The organism is uncultured Cardiobacterium sp. (assembly GCF_938028185.1).
In the GTDB taxonomy this organism is placed as follows: Bacteria; Pseudomonadota; Gammaproteobacteria; order Cardiobacteriales; family Cardiobacteriaceae; genus Cardiobacterium.
The window spans coordinates 1-26,791 of sequence record NZ_CALJAH010000185.1; the positions used below are offsets into that span (position 1 = coordinate 1).

Genomic DNA, 26,791 nt, shown 5'->3' on the forward strand with positions numbered 1-26,791 from the left:
GATGGGGTGGGGCATGGTTGTTGTGGTGTTTGTTGTTGTGGTTTATAGGAAAACTCGTGCCGTACAAAAATGTACTGTCTTCGGCGACGCGCCTTGTCTGAAACTTTCGGTGGACGGCTATACAGAACTTTGTGTGAGTACCGCTATAGCACCAGTCTTGCCATTGTGCGGGGTTGGGGGTTTTGTAATGTTAGTAGCGGTATTGGCGCCCCGCGCGGCGTGGTTATGCGGGGGATGGCTGTGGCTCTATCGTTGTGTTTGGTTGTTTTGATGGGCTTTTTTTGCCAGTCGGCGACGTTTTTGGGTGTGTTGCGACGGGTTTTGTTGGGTCGCCGGGGCAGCGGCAGGTTTTCTGACGCTATCCACCACAGTCTTCCCCCCACGGGGAGAGGGGCTGAGCGGTGGGGGGCGCTGCTTGTCGCCAGCGCAATGGTAGCGCCTCTAATGCGGGCTGATGCCCAGCAGCGTCGCTACCGGGCTGTCGCCACGGGCGAGGTCGGCGGTGGTGCCGTCCCAGGCGATTTTGCCGTCATTGATAACGATGCTGCGCGGCGCGATGCGCAGTGCGTCGTCGATGTTGTGCGTCACCATCAACAGCAGCGGCTGGTGGCGCAGGCAGGTGTCGTCGAGCAAATCCAGCATCTCTACGCGCAGCGCCGGGTCAAGCGCGGAGAAGGGTTCGTCCAAAAGCAGCAGCGGGCGGTCGCGCAGCAGGCAGCGGGCGAGTGCGACGCGCTGTTTTTGTCCGCCGGAGAGTTGTTCGGGCAGGCGGTCAAGCAGCCCGGCGAGGCCGGTTTTTTCAGCAGTTGCTTGCAGTTGCGCGCGCTGGTCGGGCGTGAGTTTGAGGTTGGGGCTTAGGCCGATGGCGATGTTGTCGCGCACGTTCAGGTGGCTGAACAGGTTGTGCTCCTGGTAGAGCATGGAGATGGGTCGTGCGGCGGGCGGGGCGGCGGTGGTGTCCGCGCCGTTTATCAGCAGGCGGCCGCTGTGGGCGGGGAGGAAACCGGCGATGAGGTTGAGCAGGGTGCTTTTACCCGCGCCGCTCGTGCCGAGGATAGCGAGGCGTTCGCCCGCAGCGGCGTGCAGGGTGTAGTGCATTTGGTAGGGCGGGTGGCGCCATTCAAGGTTGTCGAGGGTGAGCATGGGGGCGTTCGATCAGGGTGTAGAGGGCGAGGCTGAGCAGCAGCAGGATGAGCGCGGTGACGTCGCTGGCGTCGGAGCGGTAGGCGTCGAATTGTTGGTAGAGCAGGTAGGGCAAGGTGAGAAAGTCGGCGTTGCCAAAGAGGGCGATGATGCCGAGGTCGCCGAGCGAGAGGATGCAGGCGAAGGCGTAGGCCTGCGCCAGCGGGCGTTTCAGCGCGCGCAGTTCGATGTGTTTCAGGCGGGTGAGTCCGCGCACGCCGAGTCCGGCGCAGAGGCGGTTGTAGTTACTGGCGAGGTCCTGCATCGGCGCGGCGAGGATTTTCAGGGTGTAGGGGATGGCCATCAGGCTGTTGCAGCCGATGATGATGGCGTCGGCGTGGGCTGGCAGGCCAATGGTGCGGCGCAGCAGCAGGAAGATGCCGGTGGCGAGGACGATGCCGGGCATGGCGAGGTTAATCATGCCGCTGGTTTCGAGCAGGTTGGCGGCGAGCGGGCGGCCGCGCAGGCGCAGTTCGCGGCTGCTCCAGAGCAGCATCAGGCAGAGGGTGATGCTGAGCAGCCCGGCGGGCAGGGCGATGCGCAATGAGGTGAGGGTGGCGCGCCAGAGGGCGGGGTCGCGCAGGACTTCGGGCAGGTGGCGGTTCAGGCCGCCGAGGATGACGGCTATCAGCGGCGGCAGCAGGTAGAGCAGCATCGCGCCGATGAGGACGGTGTCGGCGAGACGCGGCCACCAGCCGCGCGGGGTGTCGTGCCAGGGATGGAGGCGACCGGGGACGGTATTGAGATTTTTGGCGAGCATTTGCGCGATGAGGACGAGGCTCAGGCAGCAGGTGATTTGCACCAGCGCCAGCAGCGCGGCGCGGTCGGGCTGGTAGGTGAAGGTCAGCGCTTGGTAGATGGCGAGTTCGATGGTGGTCGCTTTTGGCCCACCGCCGAGGATGAGGATGGTGCTGAAGCTGGTGAAGCAGAGCATATAGACGAGGGCGGCGGTGGGCGGCAGTTGGCGGCGCAGCCACGGCCATTCGACGTGGCGGAAGAACGGCCAGCCGCGCACGCCGAGTTGGGCGGCGAGCTGGCGCTGTTCGCCGGGGATCTGTTCGAGGGTGTTGAGCAAGAGGCGGGTGGCGAGCGGCAGCGCAAAGAATTGGTGCACAAGGAGGATGCCGGTCAGGCCGTAGGGTTTGAATGTCCATTGTCCGCCGAACGCCTGCCAGAGGTGCGCCAGCCAGCCCTGTTTGCCGTACACGCCGATGATGCCGGAGATGGCGACCAGCGTCGGCAGGGCGAGGGTGAGGGTGGCGAAGCGCAGCAGCAGGGTGCGGCCGGGGAAGCGGCGGCGTGCCAGCGCGCGGGCGAGGAAGACGGCGGGGACAACGGCGAGTGCGGTCGCCAGCGTCGCCTGCCAGAAGGTGAAGCGCAACACGCGCCAGAGGTAGGCATCGCCGAGGTACTGCGCCTGCGCGATGCCGCCTTGCAGGATGAGGGCGGTGAGCGCGGCGGCACCGGTGGCGAGGAGCAGGGCGGCGGCGAGGAGGCCGGGGCGGAGCCAGGGGGGGATGGTGGGCATGGTTTTTGCGGGTGATGTCTGAATACGGTTTTATGGCAATCTGCCGTCCGCCATGTATTGCGATGGGGGAATGCCAAGGGTAATGCCGCCTTCTTCCAGCAGATACGCCATATGCGGCCAGAAACAGCCTGCTTCCATCGCAGGTGCGTCTGTGGTTTTCAGGCGGCGTAATAAATCCGCCGCTTCTACTTCCAGACTGTTATCGGGCTTCAGATTGCCTTTTAGCGTATAAATGCTCACCATCCATTGGCAGTAGCTTTGCAGAAAGTGTTCCAATGAATGGTTCGCATAAATAAAAATGCCGTTGAGATTCATCCGGTCGCTGTTAAGCAGATATACCTGCCCCGTTTCATTAAGCACCAGAGCGCCAAAATCACAGACGCCGAAAGCATAAAATGTTTTCCCGTTGGCTTTAATGGTTATTTTCTGGTCGGGATAACGGATAAAGCAAAATCCCGATGGTCTGTGGTCTTCCAGATAGCCATAGAGGTTTTCATGCAAAGTATAGAAATCCATTTTTTCGATATTGCCGTCTGCGGTGGCGGTAAAACCGTAATCAGCCAGGAATTGCAATTTGTCCAGCAGTCTTTTCATGTTTGGATTTTGTCAGGTTGGTGGGAGGAAGCAATTCGGCGACAGATTCGGCAACCGTTGCCGCGACTGCACAAATACGCCTCAAGCCTCCGGCAGCGGCAGCGGGTGGCAGAATGTGCCTTCCGGCAGAGTTTTGCCCTGCGGGTCAATCGCCACCCGCTTGCCGTCTTTCACCGCTTCGACGCAGACACGGTCGCGGCTGCCCGCCCAGTTGTGGCTGAAGGCTTCCGCTTCTTCGTATGCAAAGGGTTGCACGGTTTCGCCTTTGAGGTTGATGTAGCCCCAGCGGTCGCCCTTTTTCACCGGGGCGACGTCAGCGCCGAAGCCGCCCGCGTCGTCGTAGGCGAGCGCGATGAGGGTGTTGCCCTTTTCATCGAGATAGCCGCATTTGCCCGCTTTGCAGGCAACGGTGGTGTAGCCCCGGTTGTCTTCGCGGCGCATGAAGCCGTCCATGCGCTCATATTCGAGCGGCACGACGGTTGCGCCGTGGCGGTCAATCATGCCGTAGCGCCCGGCCTTGCCGACGATGGCGAGTGCGTCGTCGTAGGGAAACAGGCTCACTTGCTCAAATTCCCAGGCGGTGTGCGCCTTGCCCCGGGTATCGACGTAAGCCCAGCGCCCGTCTTTCATCACCGGCGTCAGCGTGTCGGCGACGTAATCGTTGTACACGGCATCAAACTGCGCGGGGACGACGATTTCGCCGCTGCCCGGGTCAAAGAAGCCTTTTTTGCCGTGTTGGCTGAAGACGCCCAGCGCGCCGCAGACGTTGCGATGGATTTCGATGCCCTCGCCTTGCGGCACTTCGAGCGGGGCGGGGCATTCGATGGCGTGGGCATGGGGCGCTGCCAAAAGCAGCGCGGTCAGGATGATTTTTTGCATGAGGTCATTGTCTTGCGGGTTTATGTTTACATACACCTTGAGCGCTCAGGTGTATGTAAAAGAACACTCCCCTCCCCCTGCGGGGGAGGGGACGGGGGGGGGGTTAAGTATTGCTGCCGCCGATGTCGTTTTTGCTATGGCAGGTCGGCCATGAATGGCCGACCTGCGTTTGCAGTTTTGTGAGGATTGCCATAAGCGGCAAACGGGATACCCGCCTTTATTTGCTCACCGCCTGTTGCCATTGCTCAATCCACTGCGGCCGGTTTTTCTCCACCTCGTCCGGGGTGAATTGCAGCGTCTTTTCCGGGCGCGGCAGTTTGGCAAACGCTTCCGGCAACGTCACGTCAGCGGCGGGATAAACCCAGTTGGTGGTGGCGAGCTTGTCCTGGAAGGCGGGGGAAATGAGAAATTCGAGGAATTTCTGCGCCAGTTCGGGATTCTTGCTGGTGCGGGTACGCGCCGCGACTTCCACTTGCAGGTAGTGGCCTTCATCAAACAGGGCGGCGGCGTAATTATCGTTGTTTTCCTTCATGATTTGATAGGCGGGCGAAGTGGTGTAGTACAAGGCCATGTCGCTCTCGCCCTTGCGGAACAGGCCATACGCCTCGCCCGAACCCTTGGCGACAGTCACCGTTTTCTTCGCCAGTTTTTCCCAGGCGGCGGGAGCGCCATCGCCAAACACCTTCTGCATCCACAACATGAAACCCTGCCCCGGCGTGCTCACGCGCGGGTCGGAATAAATCACCGTCCACGGCTCGTTGCTCTCGACCAGTTCATGCAGGCTGTGCGGCGGGTTTTTCAGGCGGGTTTTGTCGTAAACGAAGCCGAACCAGCCATAGTCATACGGCACGAAGACCTTGTCATCCCAGGCGACAGGTAGTTTCAGCTTGCCGGTATCGACCCCGCTCGGCGCGAGCAGGCCGGTATCCAGCGCCGCCTGCATCAGCGTGTTGTCGATGCCGAGGACGACATCGGCGCTGTTCTGCTCGCCTTCCATGCGCAGGCGGTTCAAAATCATCACGCCGTGGTCAAGCGCCGCGTATTTGACTTCGCAGTCGCAGACTTTTTCAAATTCGGCCTTGAGACCGGGACCCGCGCCCCATTCCGTGTTGAAACCGCCGTAGGTATAGACGGTGAGTACCGGCTTGGCGGACGCCGCTGCGGCGATAAGAGAGAGGAAAATCAGAGATTTTTTGAACACGTTGCACCTCGTTTTTGGAAAAAAGACCAGCCGCAACGGGATTGAGCGTCTCAATCCCTACGCCAGCATGATCCGGATCAGGTTCTGCGGGTATTTCTCAGCCGGCTCGCCGACACCCCGTTGAGAACGGCGACATTATATAGGGTCGGAGGCAGTTGTGTGGATTTTTGTGTGTATCTTATGTGGAAATCCTCAAATTAATCGCTAGTAAGGTGAATCATCGTTGTTTGTATTGTGAGGTTATGTGGATTTGGTCGTTCATCCATGTGCAGTGGGGGCGGTTTTGGTATGTGTGCCGTTCATAAAAAACCACCCCGGAGGGCGGTCTTTTCACGGATGCCGGATTATAGCCATCCACCGAAAGTTTCAGACAAGGCGCATCGCCGAAGACAGTACGCGGTTGTACGGCGAGGCGATGCAACACAGTATGAGGCTTTCGGTGGGTGGCTATATTTGATCAGGCTGGCGAAGTAGGTCAGGGTTGTGCGGATTTGCTGTCGCTTGTCGCCGGGGCCTCGCTTGCCGGAGTGATCGCTTCGGTAGCAGCTTTTTCTGCGTCGCTGGCCGCAGCAGCTTCGGCGGGTTTCGGGGCGGCGGTTTCTGTTGCGGGAGCGGTTGCTTCGGCGGCGGGTTTTTCTGCTTCGCTGGTTGTCGCGGCTTCGGCGGTCGCCGGTGCGGCGGTTTCACTCGCAGGAGCAGTCGCTTCGGTAGCAGGTTCTGCCGCTTTTTCTTCCGCCGCTTCTTCTTCGTCCTGGCTCAGCGAATAGACGTAGGCAGCGACGACTTTGATTTTGGCGTCGCCCAGGGTGTCTTTCCACGCAGGCATGACGTTGTTGCGCGGTTGCTGGATTTGGTGTTCGATGAAGGCTTTGAGCGCCGCCGGGTCTTCCGGGTCGTCGGCGTAGAGCCAGGTCTGGTCGGCGAGGTTGATGCCGCCGATGACCGGGTTGCCTTTGCCGTCCGGGCCGTGGCAGGCGATGCAGCTGGTGCTGTAGAGTGCTTTGCCTTTGTCGGCGCGTGCCTGGTCGTGCGGGTAGCCGCCGAGCGAGAGGACGTAGTTGCTGACGTCGTCGAGTTTTTCCTGGTCTTCGGCGCTGGGCGGCTGACCGGGGGTGACGGCTATCAGCGCGCCACCGGGCGGCATCGCGCCGGTGTGGCCGTTGGTGATGGTGTTGATGATGTTTTCCGGTGTGCCGCCCCAGATCCAGTCTTTGTCGGTAAGGTTGGGATAGCTGCCGGGGCTGCCGCCCGCGTCCGAGGCGTGGCAGACGGCGCAGTTTTGCAGGAAGATGCGGCGGCCTGTTGCGAGCGCGTCCGGGTCTTTGGCGAGTTCTTCGACGCTTTTGCCAGCGTAGTGGCGGAAGTATTCGGCGGAGCGGGAGTCAATTTTGCGGCTTTCCTGCTGGTATTGGCCAAGTTGTGTCCAGCCTTTGCTGCCTTTGTACACGCCGGGGTAGAGGAAGAGGTAGGCGATGGCGAAGGCAATCATCAGGTAAAACAGCGACAGCCACCAGCCCGGCATCGGGTTGTTCATTTCTTTGAGGTCGCCGTCCCAGGTGTGGTCGATGATTTCGCCTTCTTTGGCGTCGCCGCCCGCCTTGATGTGGGTCGTCCAGTACACCAGGCCGATGTAGCCGAGGATGTGCAGCACGGTGACGGCTGCGATGAAGATGCTGACTGCGGTCATTTGTTTTGCCTCTTGTTTTGTGCTGTGTCTGCCGGGTGCCGCGGGTGGATGGGGGCGTCGTTTTCGTCCTTGAGGGCGAGTTTTTCGGCATCTTCGTAGGGCTTGCGCCGCTGCGGCAGGTAGAGGATGACTACCATCAGGATGAAGGATGCGAAGAGGACGACGGTGGTGTATTTGACCCAGGCGATGCCGGCGGCTGTCATGTTCTGTTACCGGTTCTGTTCTTTGAAGGCGACGCCCAGGCCTTGCAGGTAGGCGACGAGTGCGTCCATTTCGGTTTTGTCTTTGAGTTTTTCCTTGACGCTTTCAACGTCCGCCTCGGTGTAGGGTTCACCCAGTTTTATTTTGGTGCGGATGCTGTTTTCGGTGAGGGTGATGTCTGCCGGGGTTTTGTTCAGCCAGGGGTAGGCGGGCATATTGGATTCGGGAACGACGCTGCGCGGGTCGGTGAGGTGTTTGTGGTGCCAGTCATCGCCGTATCGGCCACCGACGCGGGCGAGATCCGGCCCGGTGCGTTTGGAGCCCCACATGAAGGGGCGGTCGTACATGGATTCTTCGGCGACGGAGTAGTGGCCGTAGCGCTCGGTTTCCCAGCGGAAGGGGCGGATCATTTGCGAGTGGCAGCCATAGCAGCCTTCGCGCACGTAGATGTTGAATCCGGCGAGGCGCAGCGGGTCGTAGGGTTTGACGTAGCCGTCTTCCGGGCGCAGTTTTTGGTCGAAAAACAGCGGCACGATTTGCACGAGGCCGCCCCAGATGACGGCGAAGAAGGTGAGGATGCCGAGGATGACGACGCTTTTTTCGATGCGTTCGTGGCTCATGAGGTTCATGCGGTTCTCCTTGTTCTCAGGCGGGTTGCGCTTGCAGTTGGGCAGCGGGCTGTTTGCCGCTGGCGACGGTACGCCAGCAGTTGTACGCCATCAGGCACATACCGCTTAAGAAGAAGCAGCCACCGAGGAAGCGGACGAAGTAGAAGATGTATTTTTTGCCGAGGATTTCGATGAAGGTGTAGGTGAGGCTGCCGTCGGCGGTGGTTTCGCGCCACAAGAGGCCTTCCATGATGCCCGCGACCCACATCGAGGTGACGTAGAGGACGATGCCGATGGTCGCCAGCCAGAAATGCACGAAAATCAGGCGGGTGGAGTACATTTCCGTCTTGCCGTAGAGGCGCGGCAGCATATGGTAGAGCGAGCCCATCGTTATCATCGCCACCCAGCCGAGCGCGCCGGAGTGGACGTGACCGACCGTCCATTCGGTGTAGTGCGACAGCGCGTTCACTTCCTTGATGGCCATCATCGGTCCTTCAAAGGTACTCATGCCGTAGAAGGCGAGTGCGACGAAGAGGAAGCGGATGATGGGGTCGGTGACGAGTTTGTTCCAGGCACCGGAGAGGGTCATCATGCCGTTAATCATCCCGCCCCAGGACGGTACCCAGAGGATGACGGAAAACGCCATGCCGAGCGACTGCGTCCAGTCCGGCAGCGCGGTGTAGTGCAGGTGGTGCGGCCCCGCCCACATATAGATGGAAATCAGCGCCCAGAAGTGGACGATGGAAAGGCGGTAGGAGTAAATCGGGCGGCCAGCCTGTTTCGGCACGAAGTAATACATCATGCCGAGGAAGGCGGCGGTGAGGAAGAAGCCGACGGCGTTGTGGCCGTACCACCACTGCGCCATCGCATCGACCGCCCCGGCGTACACCGGGTAGGAATGCAGCCAGTCAATCGGCAGGGCGAGGTTGTTGAAAATATGCAGCACGGCGACGGCGATGATGTAGGCGCCGTAGAACCAAAGGCCGACGTAAATGTGTTTCTCGCGGCGCTTGCCGATGGTGAAGAAGAAGACGTAGCCATAGGCGACCCAGACCACGGCGAGGGCGACGTCCAGCAGCCACGGCAGTTCCGCGTATTCCTTGCTTTGCGAATAGCCGAGGACGTAACTCAGCACGCCGAGTACCAGCACGGTCTGGTAGCCGTAGAAGGTGAAGGCGGCGATTTTGTCGGAGACGAGGCGGACGCTACAGACGCGCTGCACGACGTAATACGACGTGGCAAAGAGCGCGTTGCCGCCAAAGGCGAAGATAACGCCGCTGGTATGCACCGGGCGCAGGCGGCCATAGGACAGGAAATCAATGCCGCCGAACAGCGTCGGCCAGCGCAGTTGCGCGGCGATAATGACGCCGACCAGCATCCCGACGATGCCGAAGACAATCGCTGCCCAGGTGAACTGTTTGACGACGCGGTAGTTATAGGGAGTATCCGTAGTCATCAGAATTACCTCATCATGGATTCGTTTATATAAAAGGAAATACCGGTTAATGCCCGAAAAGTGTTATCAGGATAGCATTCCGCTACCGCCTTAACAATCATTCACGCGCAGATTTTTTTTCGTAACCTGCGGTTATCGTTGGAAATAAGACCATGATAGTCTTATTTGGGAATCGTGTTTGGCTTAATTGAAATTAAAAATAACGGCGGTGATTTTCGGAATGGTCTGGCGAATGGCGTTAATGTTTGCCGGGCATAAAAAATCCGCCGGAAGGCAGCGGAAAAGGCGGAAAAATTTTGCCGAAAATGACAGTAACCGGGCGACGCGCCTGCCCTGTTTACGGCGTATGGCTCCCTCACGACGACTGAAAACGCAGGCGCAAGTCGTCGGCGGTGTCGCCTTGTAGCATCCAGACGGAAGTATTTGCCAGCGGCAGGCCGCTTTGAAAACGGCGGAAAGCGGTCATGTCCGTCGGCGTTTCCGCAGCAAAACCGAGCAGCCGCCAAGCGAGCAGGCCAATCCAGATACCGTGACCAAAAAGCAGACTGCCATCCTCAAGCTGCGGGTAATGAGCGAGGAAAGCGCTGATGCGGCGGTTGAAAGCGACGAAGCTGTCCGCGCCCGCGCCAGTACATTCCTGCGGGTCGGCACGCTGCCAGTAGGCATCCGCCAGCGGACGACGCGCAGCGCCGTCCATGCCGCGAATCCGCTCAAACGCGAGGCAGGAAAATTCGTTGAGCAGCGGCAAGACCTGCGGGGTGATGCCGTGCGCACTGCACCAAGGCGCGGCGGTTTGCTGGGTACGGCGCAGCTCGGAGACGTAAACGTGGCGGCTGGACGGCAGCCGGGCAACGAGCGCTTGTGCCTGTTTTTGTCCCCATGGCGAGAGGGCGATGTCGCGCTCTGGTTTGCTGATGCCGCCAGCGTTGGCTTCGCTTTCGGCGTGGCGGATGAGGTAGAGGGTTTTCATGCTGTTATGGTTAATGCTGATTCGGCAGTGAGGGAAACGCTGCGATGCGGTTTTATAGCAATACGGACAAAGTTCTGTACAAGGCGCGACGCAACACCGGACAGGGCTTTGTAGGAATTGCTATATATTGTCAGAAGCGGTAACTGACGCCGATGGCACCAAAGCTGGAGCTGTTCGCCAGCGGGCCTTCAAATTCGCGGCTGCGCCAGTTGACGGTGTAGCTGATGCGGAAGTTTTTGTGGTTGTAGGCCGCGCCGAGGGCGATGTCGTGGACGAAGGGGCGTTTATCGACGCGGTGGCTGTCTTTCCAGGTGTTGCCGTCGAGGAAGATGTTGCGCGCCATCAGCCGCGCGTCGTAGCCGAGAAACGCCATCCAGCCGTGGCCGTCGGTGTATTCAAAGTAGCCGCTGCCGGGAATGGCCGGGCGAACGCGCACCGGCTGCGTCTGCCAGCGCAGGTTGGCGGGGGTGAGGTCGATGGTGAATCCCGCGTTGGCGTAGGTGTAAACGTTGCCGAGGGTGACGCCGACGTGCGGGGCGAAGCGCGCGTGCAGGCTTTTGCCGAAATCGGCGGTGTAACGCCCCGGCCAGGAGCGCTCCCACGAGAGCATGACGGCGGGTTCGTCGCGCAGTTGGTATTTCCAGCCGTGCGGCTGGTAGTCGGCGTGGATGAGGCGGTGAAATTTGTCCTGAATGAACTCGCCCTGCGCCGACGGCCCAATCCAGCCGAGGGTGAGCTCAACGTCGTCCATGCGCCGCCCGGTGATGGTGCTCAGCCCCGCCGAGCCATAGACAAAGGCGGCGTAGGGACGGTCACGCGGGTCGATGGTGTCGCGGTCAATGTCGCTTGGCGTGTAGAGGTTGTGACCGAAGGAGAAGTAGCTGCTGGTGGTTTTGTTGACCTCGAAGGTGGGCACGAGGCGGTCAATCCAGTCCACGTAGAAAGGCTGGTCGGCACCGACGTTGAACCAGGTAAGACGCAGGCCGTTGGTGTAGTCGCGGTCGTAGCCGCTGCCGAACTTGTCGTTTTCGATATTGAGGGTGAAGAAGCGCTCGTTGCTGCGCAGAATGTGATCGGGCAGTTCGTTCACGATGGGTTCGCGCGGTTTTTCCACGGTCACTTCCGGTGTTTGCAGGACGACGTCGCCGCTTTTGCCGTCCTTGGGCGGAAACAGTTGGCGCCAATGGTTGACGGGTTCGGCGTGCGCGACGCCGGTCATCAATAAAATCAGCAGGATGAAACGCATCATGGTCTCCGGTGAATGAGCAGCACACTCTAACCGAATCCGCCGCCGCGCGGTAGCGGCAAATTGACATTTCCGGGGGCTATCCGTATGATTGCGCGCTTTGAATTTTCCCCAGGAGCATTAAAAATGTCGAAAAGAACTTTCCAGCCGAGCAACCTCTCCCGCAAGCGTACCCACGGCTTCCGCGCCCGTATGGCAACCAAAAATGGCCGCCAGGTTCTGAAGCGCCGCCGCGCCAAGGGACGCCACCGCCTGACCGTGTAACCGCGGCCAGTGCAGCGTGAACACGTCATTTCCCCGCACGGCGAGACTGACGCAGCGCGCTGACTTCGACCACGTATTTCAAGCCCCTGAACGCAAAAGCAGCGACCGCTGTTTTACCGTTCTGGGGCGTTGTCGTCTGCAAGGCGGGGCGGCGCGGCTGGGGCTGGTCATCGCGAAAAAGCAAATCCGCCGCGCGCACGAGCGCAACCGCATCAAGCGGCTCATCCGCGAAAGTTTCCGCCACCTGCCCGCCCGTGAAAAAGAGGCGCTGGACATCATCGTCATCGCCCGCCACGCCGCCGAAACACACGACAACGCTGCCATTGCCCGCCTCCTCGCCCGCCACTGGCAGCGTCTTTTCCCATGAAAAAACTGCTGATTGGCGCCATCCGCCTTTACCGCAAAACCTTGAGCCCATTTATCGGGCAACAATGCCGCTTCGAGCCGACCTGCTCACACTACGGCGAAGAAGCCATCGAAAAACACGGCGCGCTGCGCGGTTCCATCCTGACCGTGTGGCGCATATTACGATGTGGCCCCTGGTGCAAGGGCGGCTACGATCCCGTTCCCGAAACCTTCCTGGTGAAGCATGAAAAACAACCCTAAACTGCTTTTGTACATCGCGGCCGCCTTCATCGCCTTCCTGCTCTGGCAGAAATGGCAAATTGCCCACCTGCCACCCGCACCGCCTCCAGCCAGCGCCAGCGTTCCCGCTGCGACTGATGTTCCTGTCAGCAACAACAACGGTGCTGACGTACCCGCAGCCAGCAGCAGTGGTGACGGCGACGTCCCCGGCGACAACCCGCAAGCCGCTGACAACGGCGCCATCATCCACGTCAAAACCGACGTCCTCGAACTGGACATTGCCAGCAAGGGCGGCACCATCATCCGCGCCGACCTGCCCGCCTACCCCGAAACCAAAAACGGCGGCAAACCGCTCGCCCTGCTCCACACCGAAAACCCTGGCCGCTTCCTCCTGCAAAGCGGGCTGACCTCCAGCGACAGCAAAGCGCCGAGCCACCTTGACACCTTCAGCAGCACCGCCAGCAGCTACACCCTCGCTGACGGAGAGGACACCCTCGCCGTACCGCTCACCTGGCAAGAAAACGGCATCACCGTCAATAAAACCTACACCTTCAAGCGCGGTGCCTACGACTTCGCCCTCGAACAAAAAATCCAGAACGACAGCGACAAAGCCTGGCGCGGCAACGCCTACCAACAATGGGTCTTCGGCCAGCCCGCACCGTCCAAAGGCCTCGGCCAAGTCGCCACCTTCACCGGCGCGGTGATGTCCTACGACGACGACCCCTACGAAAAAATCAAACTCGGCACCGCCTTTGAGACCCAAAGCCAGACCGGCTGGGTGGCGATGATCCAGCACTACTTCCTCGGCGCCATCGTCCCGCCGCAAGGCCAGCCGCAGACTTTCTTCAGCAAAAACTACAACAACAGCAGCGACCACTACGCCGGTATCATCGGCGCCGCGAGCGAAGTCGCCCCCGGTGGCAGCACCAGCTTCACCAGCAAAATCTACATCGGCCCGAAAATCCAGCACGATCTGAAAGCCGTCGCTCCGAACCTCGACAAAACCGTCGATTACGGCTTCCTCTTCATGATCGGCCAGCCGATGTTCTACGTCATCAACTTCATCCACGGCATCGTCCACAACTGGGGCTGGGCCATCATCATCACCACCCTGCTCATCAAGCTGCTCTTCTTCGCCCCGTCCGCCTGGGCCTACAAATCCATGGCGAAAATGCGCCGCCTCGGCCCGGAAATGCAACGCATCAAAGAGCGCTACGGCGATGACCGCCAGGCCGCCAGCATGGCGATGATGAAACTCTACAAAGACGAAAAAGTGAACCCGGCCAGCGGCTGCCTGCCGATGCTGCTGCAAATCCCCTTCTTCATCGCCTTCTACTGGGTGCTGGTCGAATCCGTCGAACTGCGCCACGCGCCGTGGCTCGGCTGGATACAAGACCTCTCAGCGATGGACCCCTACTACATCCTGCCGATCATCAACGCCGCGCTGATGTTCCTCCAGCAAAAACTCAACCCGCCGCCGCCGGATCCGACCCAGGCGAAAGTGATGATGATGCTGCCGCTCGTCTTCGGTGTGATGTTCATGTGGTTCCCCTCCGGCCTTGTCCTCTACTGGACGGTGAGCAACGCCTTCGGCATCGTCCAGCAATACATCATGAACAAACGCTACGGCGAACGGCAACCGGGACAACACCACCATCACGCCAAAGGAAACAAAGCCTGATGGCCGCCCGCGACACCATAGCCGCCATCGCAACGCCGCCCGGAACGGGCGGCGTTTCCATAATCCGCATCAGCGGACGCGACGCGCTCGCCATCGCCGCGCGCATCAGCGGCATTACTCCGTCGCCGCGCCGCGCCACCCTCGCCCACATCCGCGACGCGCACGGCGACACCCTCGACCAGGCGCTCCTGCTCTACTACCCCGCGCCGCACTCCTACACCGGCGAAGACACCCTCGAAATCCAGGGACACGGCGGCATCGCCGTCACCCAGGCGGTGCTTGCCGCCGTGCTCGATGCAGGTGCGCGCCTCGCCGAGCCGGGCGAATACACCCGTCGCGCCTACCACAACGGCAAAATCGACCTTGCCCAGGCAGAAGCCATCGCTGACCTCATCAACGCCCGCTCACAAGCAGCAGTCAAAGCGGCAAACCGCTCGCTGCAAGGCGACTTCTCGCGCGAAACCGACGCTCTTGCCGCCGAGCTGCTCGCGCTGCGCACCTACATCGAAGCGGCGCTGGACTTCCCCGAAGAAGAAATCGACTACCTACAAGAAGGCGACATCACCGCCCGCCTGCAAGCGTGGGGCGGGCGTCTGCACGCCCTCTTGGCGCGCAGCCGGCAAGGGCGGCTGATGAACGACGGCATCAACCTCGTCATTGCCGGCAAACCGAACGCGGGCAAATCCAGCCTGCTGAACGCGCTCGTCGGCGAAGAACGCGCCATCGTCACCGCACAAGCAGGCACCACGCGCGACATCGTGCGCGAAACCGTGCTGATACACGGGATGCCGGTGAACATCCTCGACACCGCCGGCCTGCGCGAAGCGGACGACCTCATCGAACAAGAAGGCATCCGCCGCACCCGCCACGCGCTGAGCCAGGCCGACCTCATCCTACTGCTGCGCGACGGCAGCGCGCTCGATGACACCAGCGGCGACGAAGCCCTGCCCGCAAGCGTCCCGCTGCTGCTCGCCTACAACAAGGCCGACCAAACCCCGCCCGCCGTACAGGCACAACACACGGACGGCCTCTGGCTCTCGGCAAAAACCGGCGCGGGCATCGACGCCCTGCGCGACGAAATCGCGCACAGGGTGGGGCGCGACGAGCGCGAAGAAAGCCCGTACATCGCCCGCGAACGCCACCTGCGCGCGCTGCAACAGGCAGAAGCGCATTACCACGACGCCCTCACCCAACTGCGCAGCACACAAAACGGCGAACTCATCGCCGAAGAGCTGCGCCTTGCCCACGAAGCATTGGGCAGCATCACCGGCGCGGTCAGCAGCGACGACCTGCTCGGTCACATCTTTTCTTCCTTCTGCATCGGCAAATAGCGCCCATAAAAAAGCCACGGCAAGCCGTGGTGCAATCTGCATAAATGCCGCTCGTAAAAAACGCCGGTTACCCGGCGTTTTTTGTTGACTAAGCGGTTACTGAATGTCGCCGCGCGTGCCGTGGAAGCCGATATATTCAACGGTGTCATCATTAGTGACAGTGCCAAGAATTTCTTCCGCGCCGTACCCAAAGAATCTGGCATCGTATTCCATTGATTTTCCTACCGTACTGGCTTTACCTTCTATTTTGGCGCCATTACCATTGCCATTGCCAATCTTGGCCGGATGCAAGGTGATGTTGCCGTAGCGGCTCAACCCTTGAATTTGTCCTTCGCCCTGTTTGGCACCGAAATCAACGTGATAGGTGAGCGTGCCACGGTCACTGATGTCAAAGGCGACACCGTTATAGGTAGCCTTGCCGGAGGCCGGTATCTGCTCCGCCCGGGTCGCTACACCATAATGTCCAGCGGAAGCCCAAACGCCTTCTTCATGGGTGCGGGCGGTAAAAATGCCGCTACGGAAGCCCCGATAGCTGCGTACTGTCGCAGCGTCGTTGTCATTAGTATTCGCGAAATAGAAATTGCCGGGGAGAGAAGCAAAGCCGGCGGGCAGACTGCGTCCGTCAATGCGCATGGCGTCAGCAGTTGCATCCTGGATCGTTTTACCCGCGACGGTAAGGCGGAAAGGTTCAGGATCGCCTGACCAATTCATCGTATCAGAGGACACTTGACTGACCTCAAATGCCTGTTTTTCCTGGGCGGAAAGCTCATCGCGCGGGCTGTTTACAGCGCTGTTTACACTATTGTCATCGCCGCCACCACCACCACAGGCGGCGAGCAGGCAGGGAAGCAGTGCCAGTGCAAGAGTTTGGGGTAATATCTTCATTTAATAAATCCTTTTTTTGTTGGATGGACAGGAAAGCGGGGCAATCGCCCCTCGCGAGAAATTATCATCCTTTTTCCGTCCGCCTGCCATAGGCGACGAGATTTTTTCAGCAAAAGTCGCCGGTTGGCGACGGATCCTGCCCGTTTACATACACCATAGCGGGAGAGGTGTATGTATAGCCAGCCACCGAAAGTTTCAGACAAGGCGCGTCGCTGAAGACAGTGCGCATTGTACGGCGCGGGTTTCGGTGGATGGCTATAAATGGCAAGATTCGCCGCATCAGCCGTGGTCAATCGCCGTGCGCAGTTTGGCGTTGTCCGTTTCGTACAGCGCCCCGGCGCGCACCACCAAGAGCGGGTCAATCGCGCCAATTTGCGCGTTGTCTTTTTCCTGATAGGGGATGCGGCTCAGGACGTAGCGCATCGCGTTCAGCCGCGCGCGTTTTTTGCAGTTGGACTTGACCACAATCCACGGGCTTTCGGCGGTGTCGGTGTGGAAGAACATCGCCTCTTTCGCTGCGGTGTAGTCGTCCCATTTGTCCACCGAGGCTTTGTCCATCGGGCTTAATTTCCATTGTTTCAGCGGGTGCGCCTCGCGCTCCTTGAAGCGGCGGCGCTGTTCGTCCTGGCTGACGGAAAACCAGAATTTGATGAGGATGATGCCGCTGCGGACGAGGTTGCGCTCGAAATCCGGCACTTCGCGCATGAATTCGTCGTATTCGGCCGGGGTGCAGAAGCCCATGACGCGCTCGACCCCGGCGCGGTTGTACCAGCTGCGGTCAAACAGCACGATTTCGCCATGCGTGGGCAGGTGCTGCACGTAGCGCTGGAAGTACCACTGGCCGCGCTCGGCGTCGGTGGGTTTTTCAAGGGCGACCACGCGCGCGCCGCGCGGGTTGAGGTGCTCCATGAAGCGCTTGATGGTGCCGCCCTTGCCGGCGGCGTCGCGCCCTTCAAAGAGGATGACGATGCGCTGTCCGGTTTCTTTCACCCATTTTTGCAGTTTGAGCAGCTCGACTTGCAGGTGGTATTTCTGCTTTTCGTAGTTTTTGCGGCTCATCCGGTTTTTGTAGGGGTACACGCCTTCGCGCCAGCCTTCGACCAGTTCGTCATCCGGGCGCAACACGCCGTCTTCCGCCACCGGCGTGCTGTGGCGGAGGAACATCCGGTGCAGTTTTTCCAGATCGTCGGGCGAGAAGCTGGCGAGGACGGTATCGAGGTAGCTGCCCGGCTCGCCCATGCGGCCATCGGCGATGTCGCGGCTGATGATGTCACGCAGCGCTTCCGCCTGGCTGTCTTCGGCGCGCTGTGTTTTCGTGCTGATTTCATGGGCTTCCACCTGCGACGAGCCGGGTTTGCCAATCGGCTCAACGTCGATGATTTTTTCCATGACGGGCGCGGTGGCCTGGCGCGGCTTGCGGGCGGGGGATTTTTTCTCGGCTGTCATAAAGTCTCCTTACAGTTTCAATGGATGATGGCGCGATATTAACCGCTAACGCGCCCGCACTCCAGCGCGGCGGCGGCTTTGCGGACGATAAAAAGCCCCGCCGGGGCGGGGCGGGGCAATGACCGTTGCTTCAGGCTTTTTTCAACAGCCTTTGCTACGGCAATGTTTGATTCAATTTTCTTTGCCCATACTGCGTGCGGTTGTTTCCATTGTTGCGCTGTTTCGGCAATGGTTTCGCAACACCGTACAAGACGATACTGCGACAAAGCGGTTTATTTATTTTTTTCCGGAGCTTTGCTCAATCCGCAAGCAATTTCTACCTGATTGTTCTTTTCGTCCAATTTGGCTTTTTCTGCCGAGAGGTCCGCATTCGGGTTGCCAATTTCTTTTTCCATCAGTGCAAGATTGGCTTCCATATCCATTTTTTCGACGACACATTTGCAGGCTTCTTTTTTGTCTTTACCTTCTTTGCTGGTGCATTCGTCGATAAAGGCTGTTTTTAATTCTTCCGGATGTTGGTGCAGTTTGGCCATGAATTTTTTGGCCAATGCTTCTTTGGTCGGTTTTTTGCCGCTGGCCTGTGCTTCGGCAATGACTTCCGGCAATATTTCGTTGCCGACTTTTTCAATCAGCGCATCAACTGCACTGGGGTTGCTGTTTGCTGCTGCAGCGGTGAGGTTGATACTGCTGAGCATCAGAGCGACAAGGGCGGATTTCAGGATGGTTTTCATGTGTACTCCGGTATTAGAGGCAATCAAGGGAAGGGGTTATGGCAGGACGGCAGAGACAACAAAACCCCGCAGGGCGGGGTTTTGTCGGCGGGCAATCAACCTTTTTTGCCAGTCATTTCTTTCATGGCTTTTTCGGCGGCTTCTTTGGCGACTTTGATGTCAAGGTCGCAAGCCTTGTAATTTTCTTCGGTTTTGGCTTCCAGCGCCTTGACGGCTTCGGTTTGCTGGTTTTGCGGGTCAGCCATTTGTTTTTCCATCAGGTTGAATACGGCTTCATAGTCGGTTTTGTCGGTAACACACTGACAATTACTGGCTTTGTCTGCACCGTAAAGGGTGGTGCAGTCTTCGGTACCGGCTTTTTTCATTTCGTCCTGGTTGGCACGCAGTTTTTCGACCAGTTTTTTACCAACGGATTCCGGGGTCGGTTTGCCACCGTCTTTCATCACTTCCTGCATGACTTCCAGTCCGATTTTTTGGCCAAGCTCCTGGGATTTTTTGCCCATGCCGACGTCTTGTGCGCTTGCAGCGAGGGTAACGCCTGCGAGAAGCAGGGCAGCCAGTGAGGTTTGCATCAGTTTTTTCATGTGAGACACCTTTTGCTATGTGTAAACGGAACATTCTCCGCAGCCGGAGAACGCGGCAAATTGTAAGCGATTTGCCTGTTGCTACGGGAATTTTATTGAGCAATCAACCTTTTTTGCCAGTCATTTCTTTCATGGCTTTTTCGGCGGCTTCTTTGGCGACTTTGATGTCAAGGTCGCAAGCCTTGTAATTTTCTTCGGTTTTGGCTTCCAGCGCCTTGACGGCTTCGGTTTGCTGGTTTTGCGGGTCAGCCATTTGTTTTTCCATCAGGTTGAATACGGCTTCATAGTCGGTTTTGTCGGTAACACACTGACAATTACTGGCTTTGTCTGCACCGTAAAGGGTGGTGCAGTCTTCGGTACCGGCTTTTTTCATTTCGTCCTGGTTGGCACGCAGTTTTTCGACCAGTTTTTTACCAACGGATTCCGGGGTCGGTTTGCCACCGTCTTTCATCACTTCCTGCATGACTTCCAGTCCGATTTTTTGGCCAAGCTCCTGGGATTTTTTGCCCATGCCGACGTCTTGTGCGCTTGCAGCGAGGGTAACGCCTGCGAGAAGCAGGGCAGCCAGTGAGGTTTGCATCAGTTTTTTCATGTGAGACACCTTTTGCTATGTGTAAACGGAACATTCTCCGCAGCCGGAGAACGCGGCAAATTGTAAGCGATTTGCCTGTTGCTACGGGAATTTTATTTTGTGCCTGCCGGGTTTTGCGTATCATGCACGGCAAAGTGTTACCGGAGAGTTTGTATGAACCGTCGCGCGGCGTTTTCCCGCGATTTGTTGGCAGAATTGCCCCTGTGGGAGCAGAAAGGCTGGGTTTCAGCGGAGCAGGCGACGCTGTTACGCGGGCAGTATGCGCTGGCGACGCCGCAGTCGGGCGCATGGTGGCAGTTGGTGCTGTCGCTGTTTGCCATGCTTTGCGTCAGCGCCGGGGTGATTGCGCTGTTTGCCGCCAACTGGGCGGTGTTGTCGCGCGAGGTGCGGGTGGTGCTGTCGCTGACGCCGCTGGCGCTGGCGCAGTTGGCGTTGCTGTATGCGATTTTTGCGCGACCGCTGAATGCTGCCTGGCGTGAATGCAGCGCGCTGGTGCTGGCGCTGGCGGTGGGCGCGGCGATTGCGCTGGTGGCGCAGACGTATCATATTGAAGCCAATCCGCCTGTTTTTTGGCGCACCTGGATTTTGCTGGCGCTGCCACTGCCGTTTTTGACGCGCAGTTGGGCGGCGGCGTTTTTTGTTGCCTTTCTTGTGCACGTGTTTGGTTTTGCCACGCTTGACGGCGGACTGTTTTTCCACGACGGCTTTTCGCCGTGGGAGTATCCCGCCGCGATGCTGGTACTGCTGGCGCTGTTGTTGTGGCAACGCCAGCGCGGCGAGCCGTACCGCTGCCAGTCCCTGGCCTGGCGCACGTTTGCTGCCGGGAACGGGCTGGCGTTTGCCCTGGCGCTCTGTACGGAGGGGACGCACGGTTATTTTCTGCCGGTCTGGATTTGTCTTGCCTCATGGTATCTGGCGGCGCGCACGCTTGGCTGGCGCAACGCGATGGCCATTATTTTTCAGCTGGTTCCCGCCGTTATCCTGCTCTTTCCGGAGTGGTTGAGCGACGGTCATACCGACGACAGCCTACGCCTTGTTCTCGCCCTGACGCCGCTTACCGCCGTCAACGCCGCGCTGCTCATCTTCGCCCTGTGCCGCTGGAAGCAGCTCACCTGGTGGGATGCCGCCTTTGCCACGAGTGGCGTGCTGCTCTATTTCCTCGGTGAACAGCGCGAGACGCTCGGCCAGGCGTGGCCGTGGCTGCCGACGCTGTTCGTCGTCGTCCTCGGTCTGTGGCGGGCGCGGCTGGCGCTGGACCACAGCCTGTTTGTCGTCAATGCCGCGCTGATTTGGGTACTAATGGCGCTCTTTGCCCGCTTCGTCGCCGACGAACTGCCGCTGTGGCTGAAAGGCACGGTCTTTATCGGCGCCGGTGCCGCCTTCTTTATCCTCAACCTGCGTCTGGCGCGCCGCCCGCAGGCGGTCGCAACCACGCCGGGAGAAAAATCATGAAACGCCTTGCCCTCCTTCTGCTGCTGCTCCCGCTCTTTGCGCTGCAATGGGCGGTACCCATCAGCCAAATCATGCGCGGCGAAACCATCCTCCGCGACGGCACGGCGCTGCGGCTCGCGCTGCAACCCGTTGACCCCTACGACGTCATGCGTGGCCGCTACCTCGCCCTCTCCTTCCCGGAAAGCGCACGCGAACACAACCTGCCGGAAGGCCTCGGCGCGGGCGACACCCTCTACGCCGTTCTCGGTGCCGACCCGACCGGCCTCGCCCACATCACCCGCTTGAGCCGCGAACCGCAGGAAAGCGCATTCGCCTGGAAAATCCCGGCGAGCGCCAAACCGGGCGAAAAAATCCGCATTGACATCCCCCTCACCCGCTTCTACCTGCCGGAAGACGATGCCACCAGCATTGACGACGCCCTGCGCTGGCGTGGCGATGGCAGCCGCCCGCAAGTGGCGGCAAGCCTCGGCGTGCGGGTCAAGGATGGCACCATCGTTGCCGAAAGTCTGTGGCTGGACGGGCAGCCGTACCGCGACTGGCTGCGCGCACACGCGACAGAAGAAGCGGCGCAGCAACAGCCATGAAAAAAGCCGGATTTGCTCCGGCTTTTTTATAGCCATCCACCGAAAGCCTCATACGGTCAGCGGTGCGCCTTGTCTGAAACTTTCGGTGGATGGCTATATAAACGGTCCCCTCAAATAGCGCGGTCGTCAAACAGCGGCACGCGACACTTCGCGCTCATCGTCTCCACATAGCGGCGGATTTCCGGCGGGTAAGCCACGCCCTTGACCATGGTGAGGTTGCGCAGCAGCGGGAAGGTGATGATGTCTTCGTAGCCGAGGCGCGCGCCGAGGTGGTCAGGCACGGTGATGAGCGGCAGCAGCGCGGGTAGGTCGGCGTGCAGGCGGGCGAGCAGTTCGTCGCTGCGCGCCAGGTTTTCGGCAAAGTCGCCGTAGGCCGCGCTTTTTTTCGCGGTGTAGTAGGCGCGCGCCGATTCGGTCGCAAATTCGGGCAGGCCGATGCGGGTGCTGCGCGGCGAGAGCAGTTGGTTGCTGTAGGCGTTTACCGTGTCCAGCCACGCTTGCAGCGCGGGGCGGATGGTGTCGTCGAGGCGTTCGCCGCCCGCGTATTCGTCAAGATAGCGGACGATGTCGAGGCTTTCGCCCATCGCCGTGCCGTCTGCCTTGATGAGGATTGGCACCATTTTTTTGCCAACAAGGCCGATCGGGGTCGCCTCATCATCATTCGCCAGCGGGATTTGTTCGACGTCCACCAAGCCGCGCAGGCCGATTATCATGCGGGCGCGGGTGCAGAAGGGGCAGTGGTCGTAGTAGTAGAGTTTCATGGGTGTCTCCGGTTTTAGGGATGCTGTAGGTCGGGCATTTATGCCCGACACGGGATAATGTCGGCCATAAATAGCCGACCTACGTCAGGGTTTTCCGGTCGCGGTGCTCCACGTGCAGCCCCGGGAAATCCGGCTTGAGCCGCGCGGCGAGTTGTTCGGTGACATAGACGCTGCGGTGCTGGCCGCCGGTGCAGCCGATGCCGATGGTGAGATAGGCGCGGTTGCTGCCCTGGACGAAGGCGGGCAGCCAGGTTTTGAGATAGGCGGCGGTATCGGCGACGAAGCGGCGCGGTTCGTCGTATTGTTCGAGAAAGGCGATGACCGGCGCGTCGCTGCCGCTGTAGGCGCGGATGGCCGGGTCCCAGTAGGGATTGGGCAGGAAGCGCACGTCGAAAAGGAAGTCGGCATTGACCGGGGTGCCGTGTTTGAAGCCGAAGGATTGCAGGGTGATGATGAGCGCCGGGGCGGTATCGCCGAGGACGGTGCGCAGCCGGTCTTTGAGCTGATAGACGCTGTAGCTGCTGGTGTCCAAAATGATGTCGGCGAGGTTCATCAGCGGGTTGAGCAGATGCCGTTCGTATTCAATCGCTTCCGGCAGTGCGCGCGCGCTTTCGGCGCGGATGTGCAGCGGGTGCGGACGGCGCGTTTCGCTGTAGCGGCGCACGAGGACGTCGGTGTCGGCGGTGAGAAACAGGATTTGGATGTCGGCGTATTGGCGCAGTGCGCGGATTTTCTCCGGCAGGGCGGCGAGGTCGGCGGCGTTGCGCGAGTCCATCGCCACCGCCACCGGTTGCGCCTGCTCGCTGGCGAAATCGCGCACGAGGCTGTCGAGCAGGGCGCTGGGCAGGTTGTCGATGCAGTAGTAGCCGAGGTCTTCGAGGGTATCCAGCGCGATGGTTTTGCCTGCGCCAGCCAGGCCGGTGATGATGAGCATGGTGGTTTAATCTCCTTATATCTTGATGATGCCCGCATTTTAGGCGTATCCCGCCGGGTTTGCACGGGGCGGCGGTGTATAATCTCCACAAATTTCCACACGTCAACACGAGGTAAACACAATGACCACACGCACCGAACACGACACCATGGGCGAAGTCCAGGTTCCGTCTGACGCTTACTGGGGCGCGCAAACGCAGCGCAGCTACCAGAACTTCAAAATCGGCGGCGAAACCCTGCCGCAGCCGCTCATCTACGCGATGGCGCTGGTGAAAAAAGCTGCCGCGCTGACCAACGCCGGTCTCGGCCGCATCCAGCAGGAACAGGCCGACCTCATCGTCCGCGCCGCCGATGACGTGCTGGCGGGCAAACTGGACGGACAATTCCCGCTGGTCGTCTGGCAGACCGGCTCCGGCACGCAGTCCAACATGAACATGAACGAAGTGCTCGCCAACCGCGCCAACGAGCTGGCCGGAACCGGGCTCGCCGCCTACAAGCCGGTGCATCCGAACGACCACGTCAACCACGCCCAGTCCACCAACGACAGCTTCCCCACCGCCATCCACGTCGCCGCCGCGCAACAAATCAACCACCTGCTCATTCCGGCGGTACAAAAACTGCGCGACACCCTTGACGCCAAGGCCAAAACCTTCGCGGGCATCGTCAAAATTGGCCGTACCCACCTGCAAGACGCCACCCCGCTCACCCTCGGTCAGGAATTTTCCGGTTACGTTTCCCAGCTTGACCACGGCCTTGCCCGCCTGCAAGACGCGCTCAAATACCTCTACGAACTGCCGCTCGGCGGCACCGCCGTCGGCACTGGCCTAAACAGCCACCCCGACTTCGCCGTCAAAGCCGCCGCACAACTGGCAATCCTTTCCGGCCTGCCGTTTGTCACCGCGCCGAACAAATTTGAAGCGCTCGGCGGACGCGACGCCGCCGTCTTCGCCTCCGGCGCGCTGAAAACCCTCGCCGCCAGCCTCAACAAAATCGCCAACGACGTGCGCTGGCTCGCCAGCGGCCCGCGTTGCGGCCTCGGCGAAATCAAAATCCCGGAAAACGAACCCGGCTCCTCCATCATGCCGGGCAAAGTGAACCCGACCCAATGCGAAGCGCTGTCCATGGTCTGCTGCCAGGTCTTTGGCAACGACGTCACCATCAACATGGCGGGCGCCTGCGGCAACTTCGAGCTGAACGTCTATATGCCGGTCATCGCCTACAACCTGCTGCAATCCATCCGCCTGCTGGGCGACGCCTGCAACAGCTTCAGCGACCACTGCGCCGCCGGTATCGAACCCGTGCCGGAAAAAATCGACTACTTCCTCCACCACTCATTGATGCTGGTAACGGCGCTCAACCGCAAAATCGGCTACGAAAACGCGGCAAAAGTCGCCAAAACCGCCTACAAAAACGACAAATCGCTGCGCGAAACGGCGATTGAACTCGGCCTGCTCTCCGGCGAAGAATTTGACGCGCTGGTCGTACCCGCCGACATGGTGCATCCGAAATAAAATTTGGAATAAAGAAAGCGCCGCGATGCGGCGCTTTTTTATCAAGGAGAAACCATGAAAATACTATCCCTCGTGCTCATCCTGCTCATTGTCGGATGCCAAAATACCGGCGGAAAATTTGAGCCAACGCAGGCGGAAGCGGAGCAGGTAATGAACGAATTTATGTTCCAGGTTAATTTGGGTGGTGCAGCAATGGCTGATGCGATGAAAATGCCCAGACCCAATATTGAGTTAAAAAAATGACACTGCAAAAATGTAAAGAAAAAAAAATACGAGGGCAAAAGGGTTGCCTATTGCGATATTGAAACCACGATTATCGATAATGGCAAAGAAGAAACCGCCGTGATAGAGGAAATGCTCTTCTATAAAGAAGATGGGCGCTGGCGAACGCCACCTCCATCATTCTGATACAAAGAATAGGAGGTTAGCTTGCGCGCCAGCCCAACTTACATCGCTGTTCGTGCCCGCCTACATGATGCACCCGAAATAAAATTTGGGATGGAGAAAGTACAAACCCGTAGGTCGGCCATTTATGGCCGACACCTTCATGTCGGGCACAAGTGCCCGACCTACAACTGAAAAAATATGGCGTATGGATCACGCCGCCGCCCATTATCTAATCCCGCATCGCAGGGCGGGACTTGTCCCAGCGCAAACCATTCCCGCTCCCCTGTATGTAAATCCCCTTGCCGCCCCGAACCCGCCATGCGCCCATACCTTTTTCTCCTCGCCACCCTCCTCCCCGCCCACGCCGCCCTTTACCGCGGCGACATGGGCGGCCATACCCTCGTTGCCAGCGATGACACGCTGGCATACTACGACGAAGCCGAACGCCTGCCGCAGCCGCTCACGCCATCGCCCGCCTGCGACGACGGCGCCACCTGCTACCGCAACGCCCACGGCGACACCCTGCGCCTGCACGACGGCAACGCCTGGTGGAACGGCACCGCGCTTGCGCCCTACCCTACTCCTGTGACCGCCCCGGAAAACCGCCTTTATGCCACCGAACTGCCCTTTGCCGCCGCGCTGCTCGCCGATGTCTCCTTCCAAAAAACCGCGACCAGCACCGACCACGGCAAAACCCTGCAATGGTACCGCGACCCCGACAGCGGCCTCGAACACCCGCTCATCGCCAGCGGCTACCCCGACGCCGAACGCGACGCGCTGAACCAGTATCTGCGCGCGCAGGCGCTCAACACCCTCGCCGCGCGCCGCGAATGTCTCGCCGCCCTGCCCGCCGACAAACGCGCCGCGTTGCAATACCGCGTCACCATCACCCCGACCCTGCTTGACGACCATTACGCCAGCTTCCACCTTCACGAAGAAAACAGCTGCGGCGCGCCCTACGCCACCAACAGCGGCATCACTTACAGCCTCGCCGCCGGACGCGGCATCGAACTGGAAGACCTGCTTTGGCTCGGCGACAGCCCGCCGCACCCGCTGGACGACGACAACCCCGCCGACCAGATGGCGCGCGAGCGGCGCGCGCAATGGCTGCTGGACACCCTGAAGCGCCTCGCCCCGGAGGCGATGCGCGACTATCCCTACCAGCCGCGCCACTACCTCTATCCCTATTTTTATCTGACCCCGCAAGGCGCGTACATCGGCCCGCTGCTGCCCGCCCGCGCCGCCGTCCACGCCCATCCTGCCGGCACCGTCATCCCCTGGGAACAGCTACAGGTACCCCCCGGCAGCGGCGACAACAGCGCATTGCCCTAGAGGCTGTTTACAATTGGCCATAACATGATGATTTCATTCGCAGGTTTGGTTAAGGCCTGTTTATCATTCAGCCGTAAACGCGCCCAAACCAATGTGGTTGCGTGGCGACGATTTTGTGAGCTACACCATTGGTTTGTAGGGTGTGTGCCGCAGGCACGCACGCGTTTGCCGATGTCAAAT

General features: G+C 59.8%; 30 protein-coding genes and 1 riboswitch. Of the genes, 11 read left to right on the forward strand and 19 right to left on the reverse strand.

All coding sequences use genetic code 11. The features are described from left to right. Window positions 1-271: hypothetical protein (locus Q0349_RS05360; protein ID WP_298079850.1), on the forward strand; the 271-nt coding region annotated here is incomplete at its 5' end. Window positions 272-441: 170 nt separating this feature from the next. Here the strand turns inward: Q0349_RS05360 and thiQ are convergent. The 11 genes from thiQ to Q0349_RS05415 all read right to left on the reverse strand — a co-directional run bounded on the left by thiQ (window position 442) and on the right by Q0349_RS05415 (window position 11,555). Further along, window positions 442-1,143, reverse strand: coding sequence for a thiamine ABC transporter ATP-binding protein ThiQ (thiQ, locus tag Q0349_RS05365; protein WP_298079851.1), 702 nt, complete (start codon window positions 1,141-1,143; stop codon window positions 442-444). Continuing rightward, the gene (thiP, locus tag Q0349_RS05370) at window positions 1,121-2,710 is read right to left on the reverse strand and encodes a thiamine/thiamine pyrophosphate ABC transporter permease (protein WP_298079852.1); all 1,590 of its coding nucleotides are present in this window, start codon (window positions 2,708-2,710) and stop codon (window positions 1,121-1,123) included. Before thiP ends, thiQ begins: the two co-directional genes overlap by 23 nt. A gap of 30 nt (window positions 2,711-2,740) precedes the next feature. Beyond that, window positions 2,741-3,304, reverse strand: a complete 564-nt coding sequence (locus tag Q0349_RS05375) for an SUKH-4 family immunity protein (protein WP_298079853.1) — start codon at window positions 3,302-3,304, stop codon at window positions 2,741-2,743. Window positions 3,305-3,385: 81 nt separating this feature from the next. After that, window positions 3,386-4,183, reverse strand: coding sequence for a WG repeat-containing protein (locus tag Q0349_RS05380; RefSeq protein WP_298079854.1), 798 nt, complete (start codon window positions 4,181-4,183; stop codon window positions 3,386-3,388). 217 nt (window positions 4,184-4,400) lie between these two features. Next, window positions 4,401-5,384, reverse strand: coding sequence for a thiamine ABC transporter substrate binding subunit (gene thiB / locus Q0349_RS05385; protein ID WP_298079855.1), 984 nt, complete (start codon window positions 5,382-5,384; stop codon window positions 4,401-4,403). A gap of 37 nt (window positions 5,385-5,421) precedes the next feature. Continuing rightward, window positions 5,422-5,514, reverse strand: a riboswitch (TPP riboswitch). 345 nt (window positions 5,515-5,859) lie between these two features. After that, window positions 5,860-7,071 carry a cytochrome-c oxidase, cbb3-type subunit III gene (gene ccoP / locus Q0349_RS05390; protein ID WP_298079856.1) on the reverse strand — a complete coding sequence of 404 codons (1,212 nt, stop codon included), beginning with the start codon at window positions 7,069-7,071 and terminating at the stop codon, window positions 5,860-5,862. Next, window positions 7,068-7,274, reverse strand: coding sequence for a cbb3-type cytochrome c oxidase subunit 3 (locus tag Q0349_RS05395; RefSeq protein ID WP_298079857.1), 207 nt, complete (start codon window positions 7,272-7,274; stop codon window positions 7,068-7,070). The genes ccoP and Q0349_RS05395 overlap by 4 nt, the downstream gene beginning before the upstream one ends. A 6-nt stretch (window positions 7,275-7,280) precedes the next feature. Then, a complete protein-coding gene (gene ccoO, locus Q0349_RS05400; RefSeq protein WP_298079877.1) occupies window positions 7,281-7,892 on the reverse strand; it encodes a cytochrome-c oxidase, cbb3-type subunit II in 612 nt (203 codons plus the stop codon). Between the two features lie 25 nt (window positions 7,893-7,917). After that, on the reverse strand, window positions 7,918-9,336 hold the full coding sequence (gene ccoN, locus Q0349_RS05405) for a cytochrome-c oxidase, cbb3-type subunit I (RefSeq protein WP_298079858.1): 1,419 nt from the start codon (window positions 9,334-9,336) through the stop codon (window positions 7,918-7,920). Window positions 9,337-9,691: 355 nt separating this feature from the next. Continuing rightward, window positions 9,692-10,306 (reverse strand): histidine phosphatase family protein, encoded by a 615-nt coding sequence (locus Q0349_RS05410; RefSeq protein WP_298079859.1) that lies wholly within the window; start codon window positions 10,304-10,306, stop codon window positions 9,692-9,694. 130 nt (window positions 10,307-10,436) lie between these two features. After that, a complete protein-coding gene (locus Q0349_RS05415; RefSeq protein ID WP_298079860.1) occupies window positions 10,437-11,555 on the reverse strand; it encodes a lipid A deacylase LpxR family protein in 1,119 nt (372 codons plus the stop codon). Between the two features lie 123 nt (window positions 11,556-11,678). On the opposite strand from Q0349_RS05415, the gene rpmH reads away from it, so the two are divergent. From rpmH to mnmE, 5 genes are read left to right on the forward strand one after another with little or no spacing between them, the layout of a single operon-like run. Next, complete coding sequence (gene rpmH, locus Q0349_RS05420) at window positions 11,679-11,816, forward strand: 50S ribosomal protein L34 (RefSeq protein WP_298079861.1); 138 nt, start codon at window positions 11,679-11,681, stop codon at window positions 11,814-11,816. 16 nt (window positions 11,817-11,832) lie between these two features. After that, window positions 11,833-12,183, forward strand: a complete 351-nt coding sequence (gene rnpA / locus Q0349_RS05425) for a ribonuclease P protein component (RefSeq protein ID WP_298079862.1) — start codon at window positions 11,833-11,835, stop codon at window positions 12,181-12,183. Then, window positions 12,180-12,422 (forward strand): membrane protein insertion efficiency factor YidD, encoded by a 243-nt coding sequence (yidD, locus tag Q0349_RS05430; protein ID WP_298079863.1) that lies wholly within the window; start codon window positions 12,180-12,182, stop codon window positions 12,420-12,422. Before rnpA ends, yidD begins: the two co-directional genes overlap by 4 nt. Further along, the gene (gene yidC, locus Q0349_RS05435) at window positions 12,406-14,082 is read left to right on the forward strand and encodes a membrane protein insertase YidC (RefSeq protein ID WP_298079864.1); all 1,677 of its coding nucleotides are present in this window, start codon (window positions 12,406-12,408) and stop codon (window positions 14,080-14,082) included. The genes yidD and yidC overlap by 17 nt, the downstream gene beginning before the upstream one ends. Beyond that, on the forward strand, window positions 14,082-15,413 hold the full coding sequence (gene mnmE / locus Q0349_RS05440; RefSeq protein WP_366916280.1) for a tRNA uridine-5-carboxymethylaminomethyl(34) synthesis GTPase MnmE: 1,332 nt from the start codon (window positions 14,082-14,084) through the stop codon (window positions 15,411-15,413). Before yidC ends, mnmE begins: the two co-directional genes overlap by 1 nt. 96 nt (window positions 15,414-15,509) lie before the next feature. Here the strand turns inward: mnmE and Q0349_RS05445 are convergent, their stop codons facing one another. From Q0349_RS05445 to Q0349_RS05465, 5 genes are all read right to left on the reverse strand, one after another. Next, entirely contained in the window at window positions 15,510-16,298 is a 789-nt protein-coding gene (locus Q0349_RS05445) for a factor H binding protein domain-containing protein (RefSeq protein ID WP_298079865.1), read from the reverse strand. Between the two features lie 279 nt (window positions 16,299-16,577). Further along, window positions 16,578-17,744, reverse strand: a complete 1,167-nt coding sequence (ppk2, locus tag Q0349_RS05450) for a polyphosphate kinase 2 (protein ID WP_298079866.1) — start codon at window positions 17,742-17,744, stop codon at window positions 16,578-16,580. 272 nt (window positions 17,745-18,016) lie between these two features. Continuing rightward, window positions 18,017-18,475 carry a hypothetical protein gene (locus Q0349_RS05455; RefSeq protein WP_298079867.1) on the reverse strand — a complete coding sequence of 153 codons (459 nt, stop codon included), beginning with the start codon at window positions 18,473-18,475 and terminating at the stop codon, window positions 18,017-18,019. A 95-nt stretch (window positions 18,476-18,570) separates the two neighbouring features. Beyond that, a complete protein-coding gene (locus Q0349_RS05460; protein ID WP_298079868.1) occupies window positions 18,571-19,059 on the reverse strand; it encodes a hypothetical protein in 489 nt (162 codons plus the stop codon). A 103-nt stretch (window positions 19,060-19,162) separates the two neighbouring features. Then, complete coding sequence (locus Q0349_RS05465; protein ID WP_298079868.1) at window positions 19,163-19,651, reverse strand: hypothetical protein; 489 nt, start codon at window positions 19,649-19,651, stop codon at window positions 19,163-19,165. A 153-nt stretch (window positions 19,652-19,804) separates the two neighbouring features. On the opposite strand from Q0349_RS05465, the gene Q0349_RS05470 reads away from it, so the two are divergent. Together Q0349_RS05470 and Q0349_RS05475 are read left to right on the forward strand one after the other, a co-directional pair. Then, the gene (locus tag Q0349_RS05470; RefSeq protein ID WP_298079869.1) at window positions 19,805-21,103 is read left to right on the forward strand and encodes a DUF2157 domain-containing protein; all 1,299 of its coding nucleotides are present in this window, start codon (window positions 19,805-19,807) and stop codon (window positions 21,101-21,103) included. Continuing rightward, entirely contained in the window at window positions 21,100-21,687 is a 588-nt protein-coding gene (locus Q0349_RS05475; RefSeq protein WP_298079870.1) for a GDYXXLXY domain-containing protein, read from the forward strand. Before Q0349_RS05470 ends, Q0349_RS05475 begins: the two co-directional genes overlap by 4 nt. A gap of 110 nt (window positions 21,688-21,797) precedes the next feature. On the opposite strand, the gene grxB is transcribed toward Q0349_RS05475, so the two are convergent. Further along, window positions 21,798-22,448 carry a glutaredoxin 2 gene (gene grxB / locus Q0349_RS05480; protein WP_298079871.1) on the reverse strand — a complete coding sequence of 217 codons (651 nt, stop codon included), beginning with the start codon at window positions 22,446-22,448 and terminating at the stop codon, window positions 21,798-21,800. A gap of 79 nt (window positions 22,449-22,527) precedes the next feature. Next, complete coding sequence (gene rapZ / locus Q0349_RS05485) at window positions 22,528-23,382, reverse strand: RNase adapter RapZ (RefSeq protein ID WP_298079872.1); 855 nt, start codon at window positions 23,380-23,382, stop codon at window positions 22,528-22,530. A gap of 121 nt (window positions 23,383-23,503) precedes the next feature. On the opposite strand from rapZ, the gene fumC reads away from it, so the two are divergent. The 3 genes from fumC (at window position 23,504) to Q0349_RS05500 (ending at window position 26,611) form a co-directional block, all read left to right on the forward strand. Further along, a complete protein-coding gene (fumC, locus tag Q0349_RS05490; RefSeq protein WP_298079873.1) occupies window positions 23,504-24,892 on the forward strand; it encodes a class II fumarate hydratase in 1,389 nt (462 codons plus the stop codon). A 54-nt stretch (window positions 24,893-24,946) separates the two neighbouring features. Beyond that, window positions 24,947-25,135, forward strand: coding sequence for a hypothetical protein (locus Q0349_RS05495; RefSeq protein ID WP_298079874.1), 189 nt, complete (start codon window positions 24,947-24,949; stop codon window positions 25,133-25,135). A 462-nt stretch (window positions 25,136-25,597) separates the two neighbouring features. Further along, window positions 25,598-26,611 carry a hypothetical protein gene (locus Q0349_RS05500; protein WP_298079875.1) on the forward strand — a complete coding sequence of 338 codons (1,014 nt, stop codon included), beginning with the start codon at window positions 25,598-25,600 and terminating at the stop codon, window positions 26,609-26,611. Here Q0349_RS05500 and Q0349_RS05505 read toward each other — a convergent pair. Continuing rightward, the coding region (locus Q0349_RS05505; protein ID WP_298079876.1) for a hypothetical protein at window positions 26,608-26,791 on the reverse strand (184 nt) is incomplete at its 5' end. The genes Q0349_RS05500 and Q0349_RS05505 overlap by 4 nt on opposite strands.

Excerpts from the sequence above, each read along its gene's own strand:
- thiQ (WP_298079851.1), bottom strand. The coding sequence starts at position 1,143 with ATGCTCACCCTCGACAACCTTGAATGGCGCCACCCGCCCTACCAAATG.
- thiP (WP_298079852.1), bottom strand. The coding sequence starts at position 2,710 with ATGCCCACCATCCCCCCCTGGCTCCGCCCCGGCCTCCTCGCCGCCGCC.
- Q0349_RS05375 (WP_298079853.1), bottom strand. The coding sequence starts at position 3,304 with ATGAAAAGACTGCTGGACAAATTGCAATTCCTGGCTGATTACGGTTTT.
- Q0349_RS05380 (WP_298079854.1), bottom strand. The coding sequence starts at position 4,183 with ATGCAAAAAATCATCCTGACCGCGCTGCTTTTGGCAGCGCCCCATGCC.
- ccoP (WP_298079856.1), bottom strand. The coding sequence starts at position 7,071 with ATGACCGCAGTCAGCATCTTCATCGCAGCCGTCACCGTGCTGCACATC.
- Q0349_RS05395 (WP_298079857.1), bottom strand. The coding sequence starts at position 7,274 with ATGACAGCCGCCGGCATCGCCTGGGTCAAATACACCACCGTCGTCCTC.
- ccoO (WP_298079877.1), bottom strand. The coding sequence starts at position 7,892 with ATGAGCCACGAACGCATCGAAAAAAGCGTCGTCATCCTCGGCATCCTC.
- ccoN (WP_298079858.1), bottom strand. The coding sequence starts at position 9,336 with ATGACTACGGATACTCCCTATAACTACCGCGTCGTCAAACAGTTCACC.
- Q0349_RS05410 (WP_298079859.1), bottom strand. The coding sequence starts at position 10,306 with ATGAAAACCCTCTACCTCATCCGCCACGCCGAAAGCGAAGCCAACGCT.
- Q0349_RS05415 (WP_298079860.1), bottom strand. The coding sequence starts at position 11,555 with ATGATGCGTTTCATCCTGCTGATTTTATTGATGACCGGCGTCGCGCAC.
- rpmH (WP_298079861.1), top strand. The coding sequence starts at position 11,679 with ATGTCGAAAAGAACTTTCCAGCCGAGCAACCTCTCCCGCAAGCGTACC.
- yidD (WP_298079863.1), top strand. The coding sequence starts at position 12,180 with ATGAAAAAACTGCTGATTGGCGCCATCCGCCTTTACCGCAAAACCTTG.
- yidC (WP_298079864.1), top strand. The coding sequence starts at position 12,406 with ATGAAAAACAACCCTAAACTGCTTTTGTACATCGCGGCCGCCTTCATC.
- mnmE (WP_366916280.1), top strand. The coding sequence starts at position 14,082 with ATGGCCGCCCGCGACACCATAGCCGCCATCGCAACGCCGCCCGGAACG.
- Q0349_RS05445 (WP_298079865.1), bottom strand. The coding sequence starts at position 16,298 with ATGAAGATATTACCCCAAACTCTTGCACTGGCACTGCTTCCCTGCCTG.
- ppk2 (WP_298079866.1), bottom strand. The coding sequence starts at position 17,744 with ATGACAGCCGAGAAAAAATCCCCCGCCCGCAAGCCGCGCCAGGCCACC.
- Q0349_RS05455 (WP_298079867.1), bottom strand. The coding sequence starts at position 18,475 with ATGAAAACCATCCTGAAATCCGCCCTTGTCGCTCTGATGCTCAGCAGT.
- Q0349_RS05460 (WP_298079868.1), bottom strand. The coding sequence starts at position 19,059 with ATGAAAAAACTGATGCAAACCTCACTGGCTGCCCTGCTTCTCGCAGGC.
- Q0349_RS05465 (WP_298079868.1), bottom strand. The coding sequence starts at position 19,651 with ATGAAAAAACTGATGCAAACCTCACTGGCTGCCCTGCTTCTCGCAGGC.
- Q0349_RS05470 (WP_298079869.1), top strand. The coding sequence starts at position 19,805 with ATGAACCGTCGCGCGGCGTTTTCCCGCGATTTGTTGGCAGAATTGCCC.
- Q0349_RS05475 (WP_298079870.1), top strand. The coding sequence starts at position 21,100 with ATGAAACGCCTTGCCCTCCTTCTGCTGCTGCTCCCGCTCTTTGCGCTG.
- grxB (WP_298079871.1), bottom strand. The coding sequence starts at position 22,448 with ATGAAACTCTACTACTACGACCACTGCCCCTTCTGCACCCGCGCCCGC.
- rapZ (WP_298079872.1), bottom strand. The coding sequence starts at position 23,382 with ATGCTCATCATCACCGGCCTGGCTGGCGCAGGCAAAACCATCGCGCTG.
- fumC (WP_298079873.1), top strand. The coding sequence starts at position 23,504 with ATGACCACACGCACCGAACACGACACCATGGGCGAAGTCCAGGTTCCG.
- Q0349_RS05495 (WP_298079874.1), top strand. The coding sequence starts at position 24,947 with ATGAAAATACTATCCCTCGTGCTCATCCTGCTCATTGTCGGATGCCAA.
- Q0349_RS05500 (WP_298079875.1), top strand. The coding sequence starts at position 25,598 with ATGCGCCCATACCTTTTTCTCCTCGCCACCCTCCTCCCCGCCCACGCC.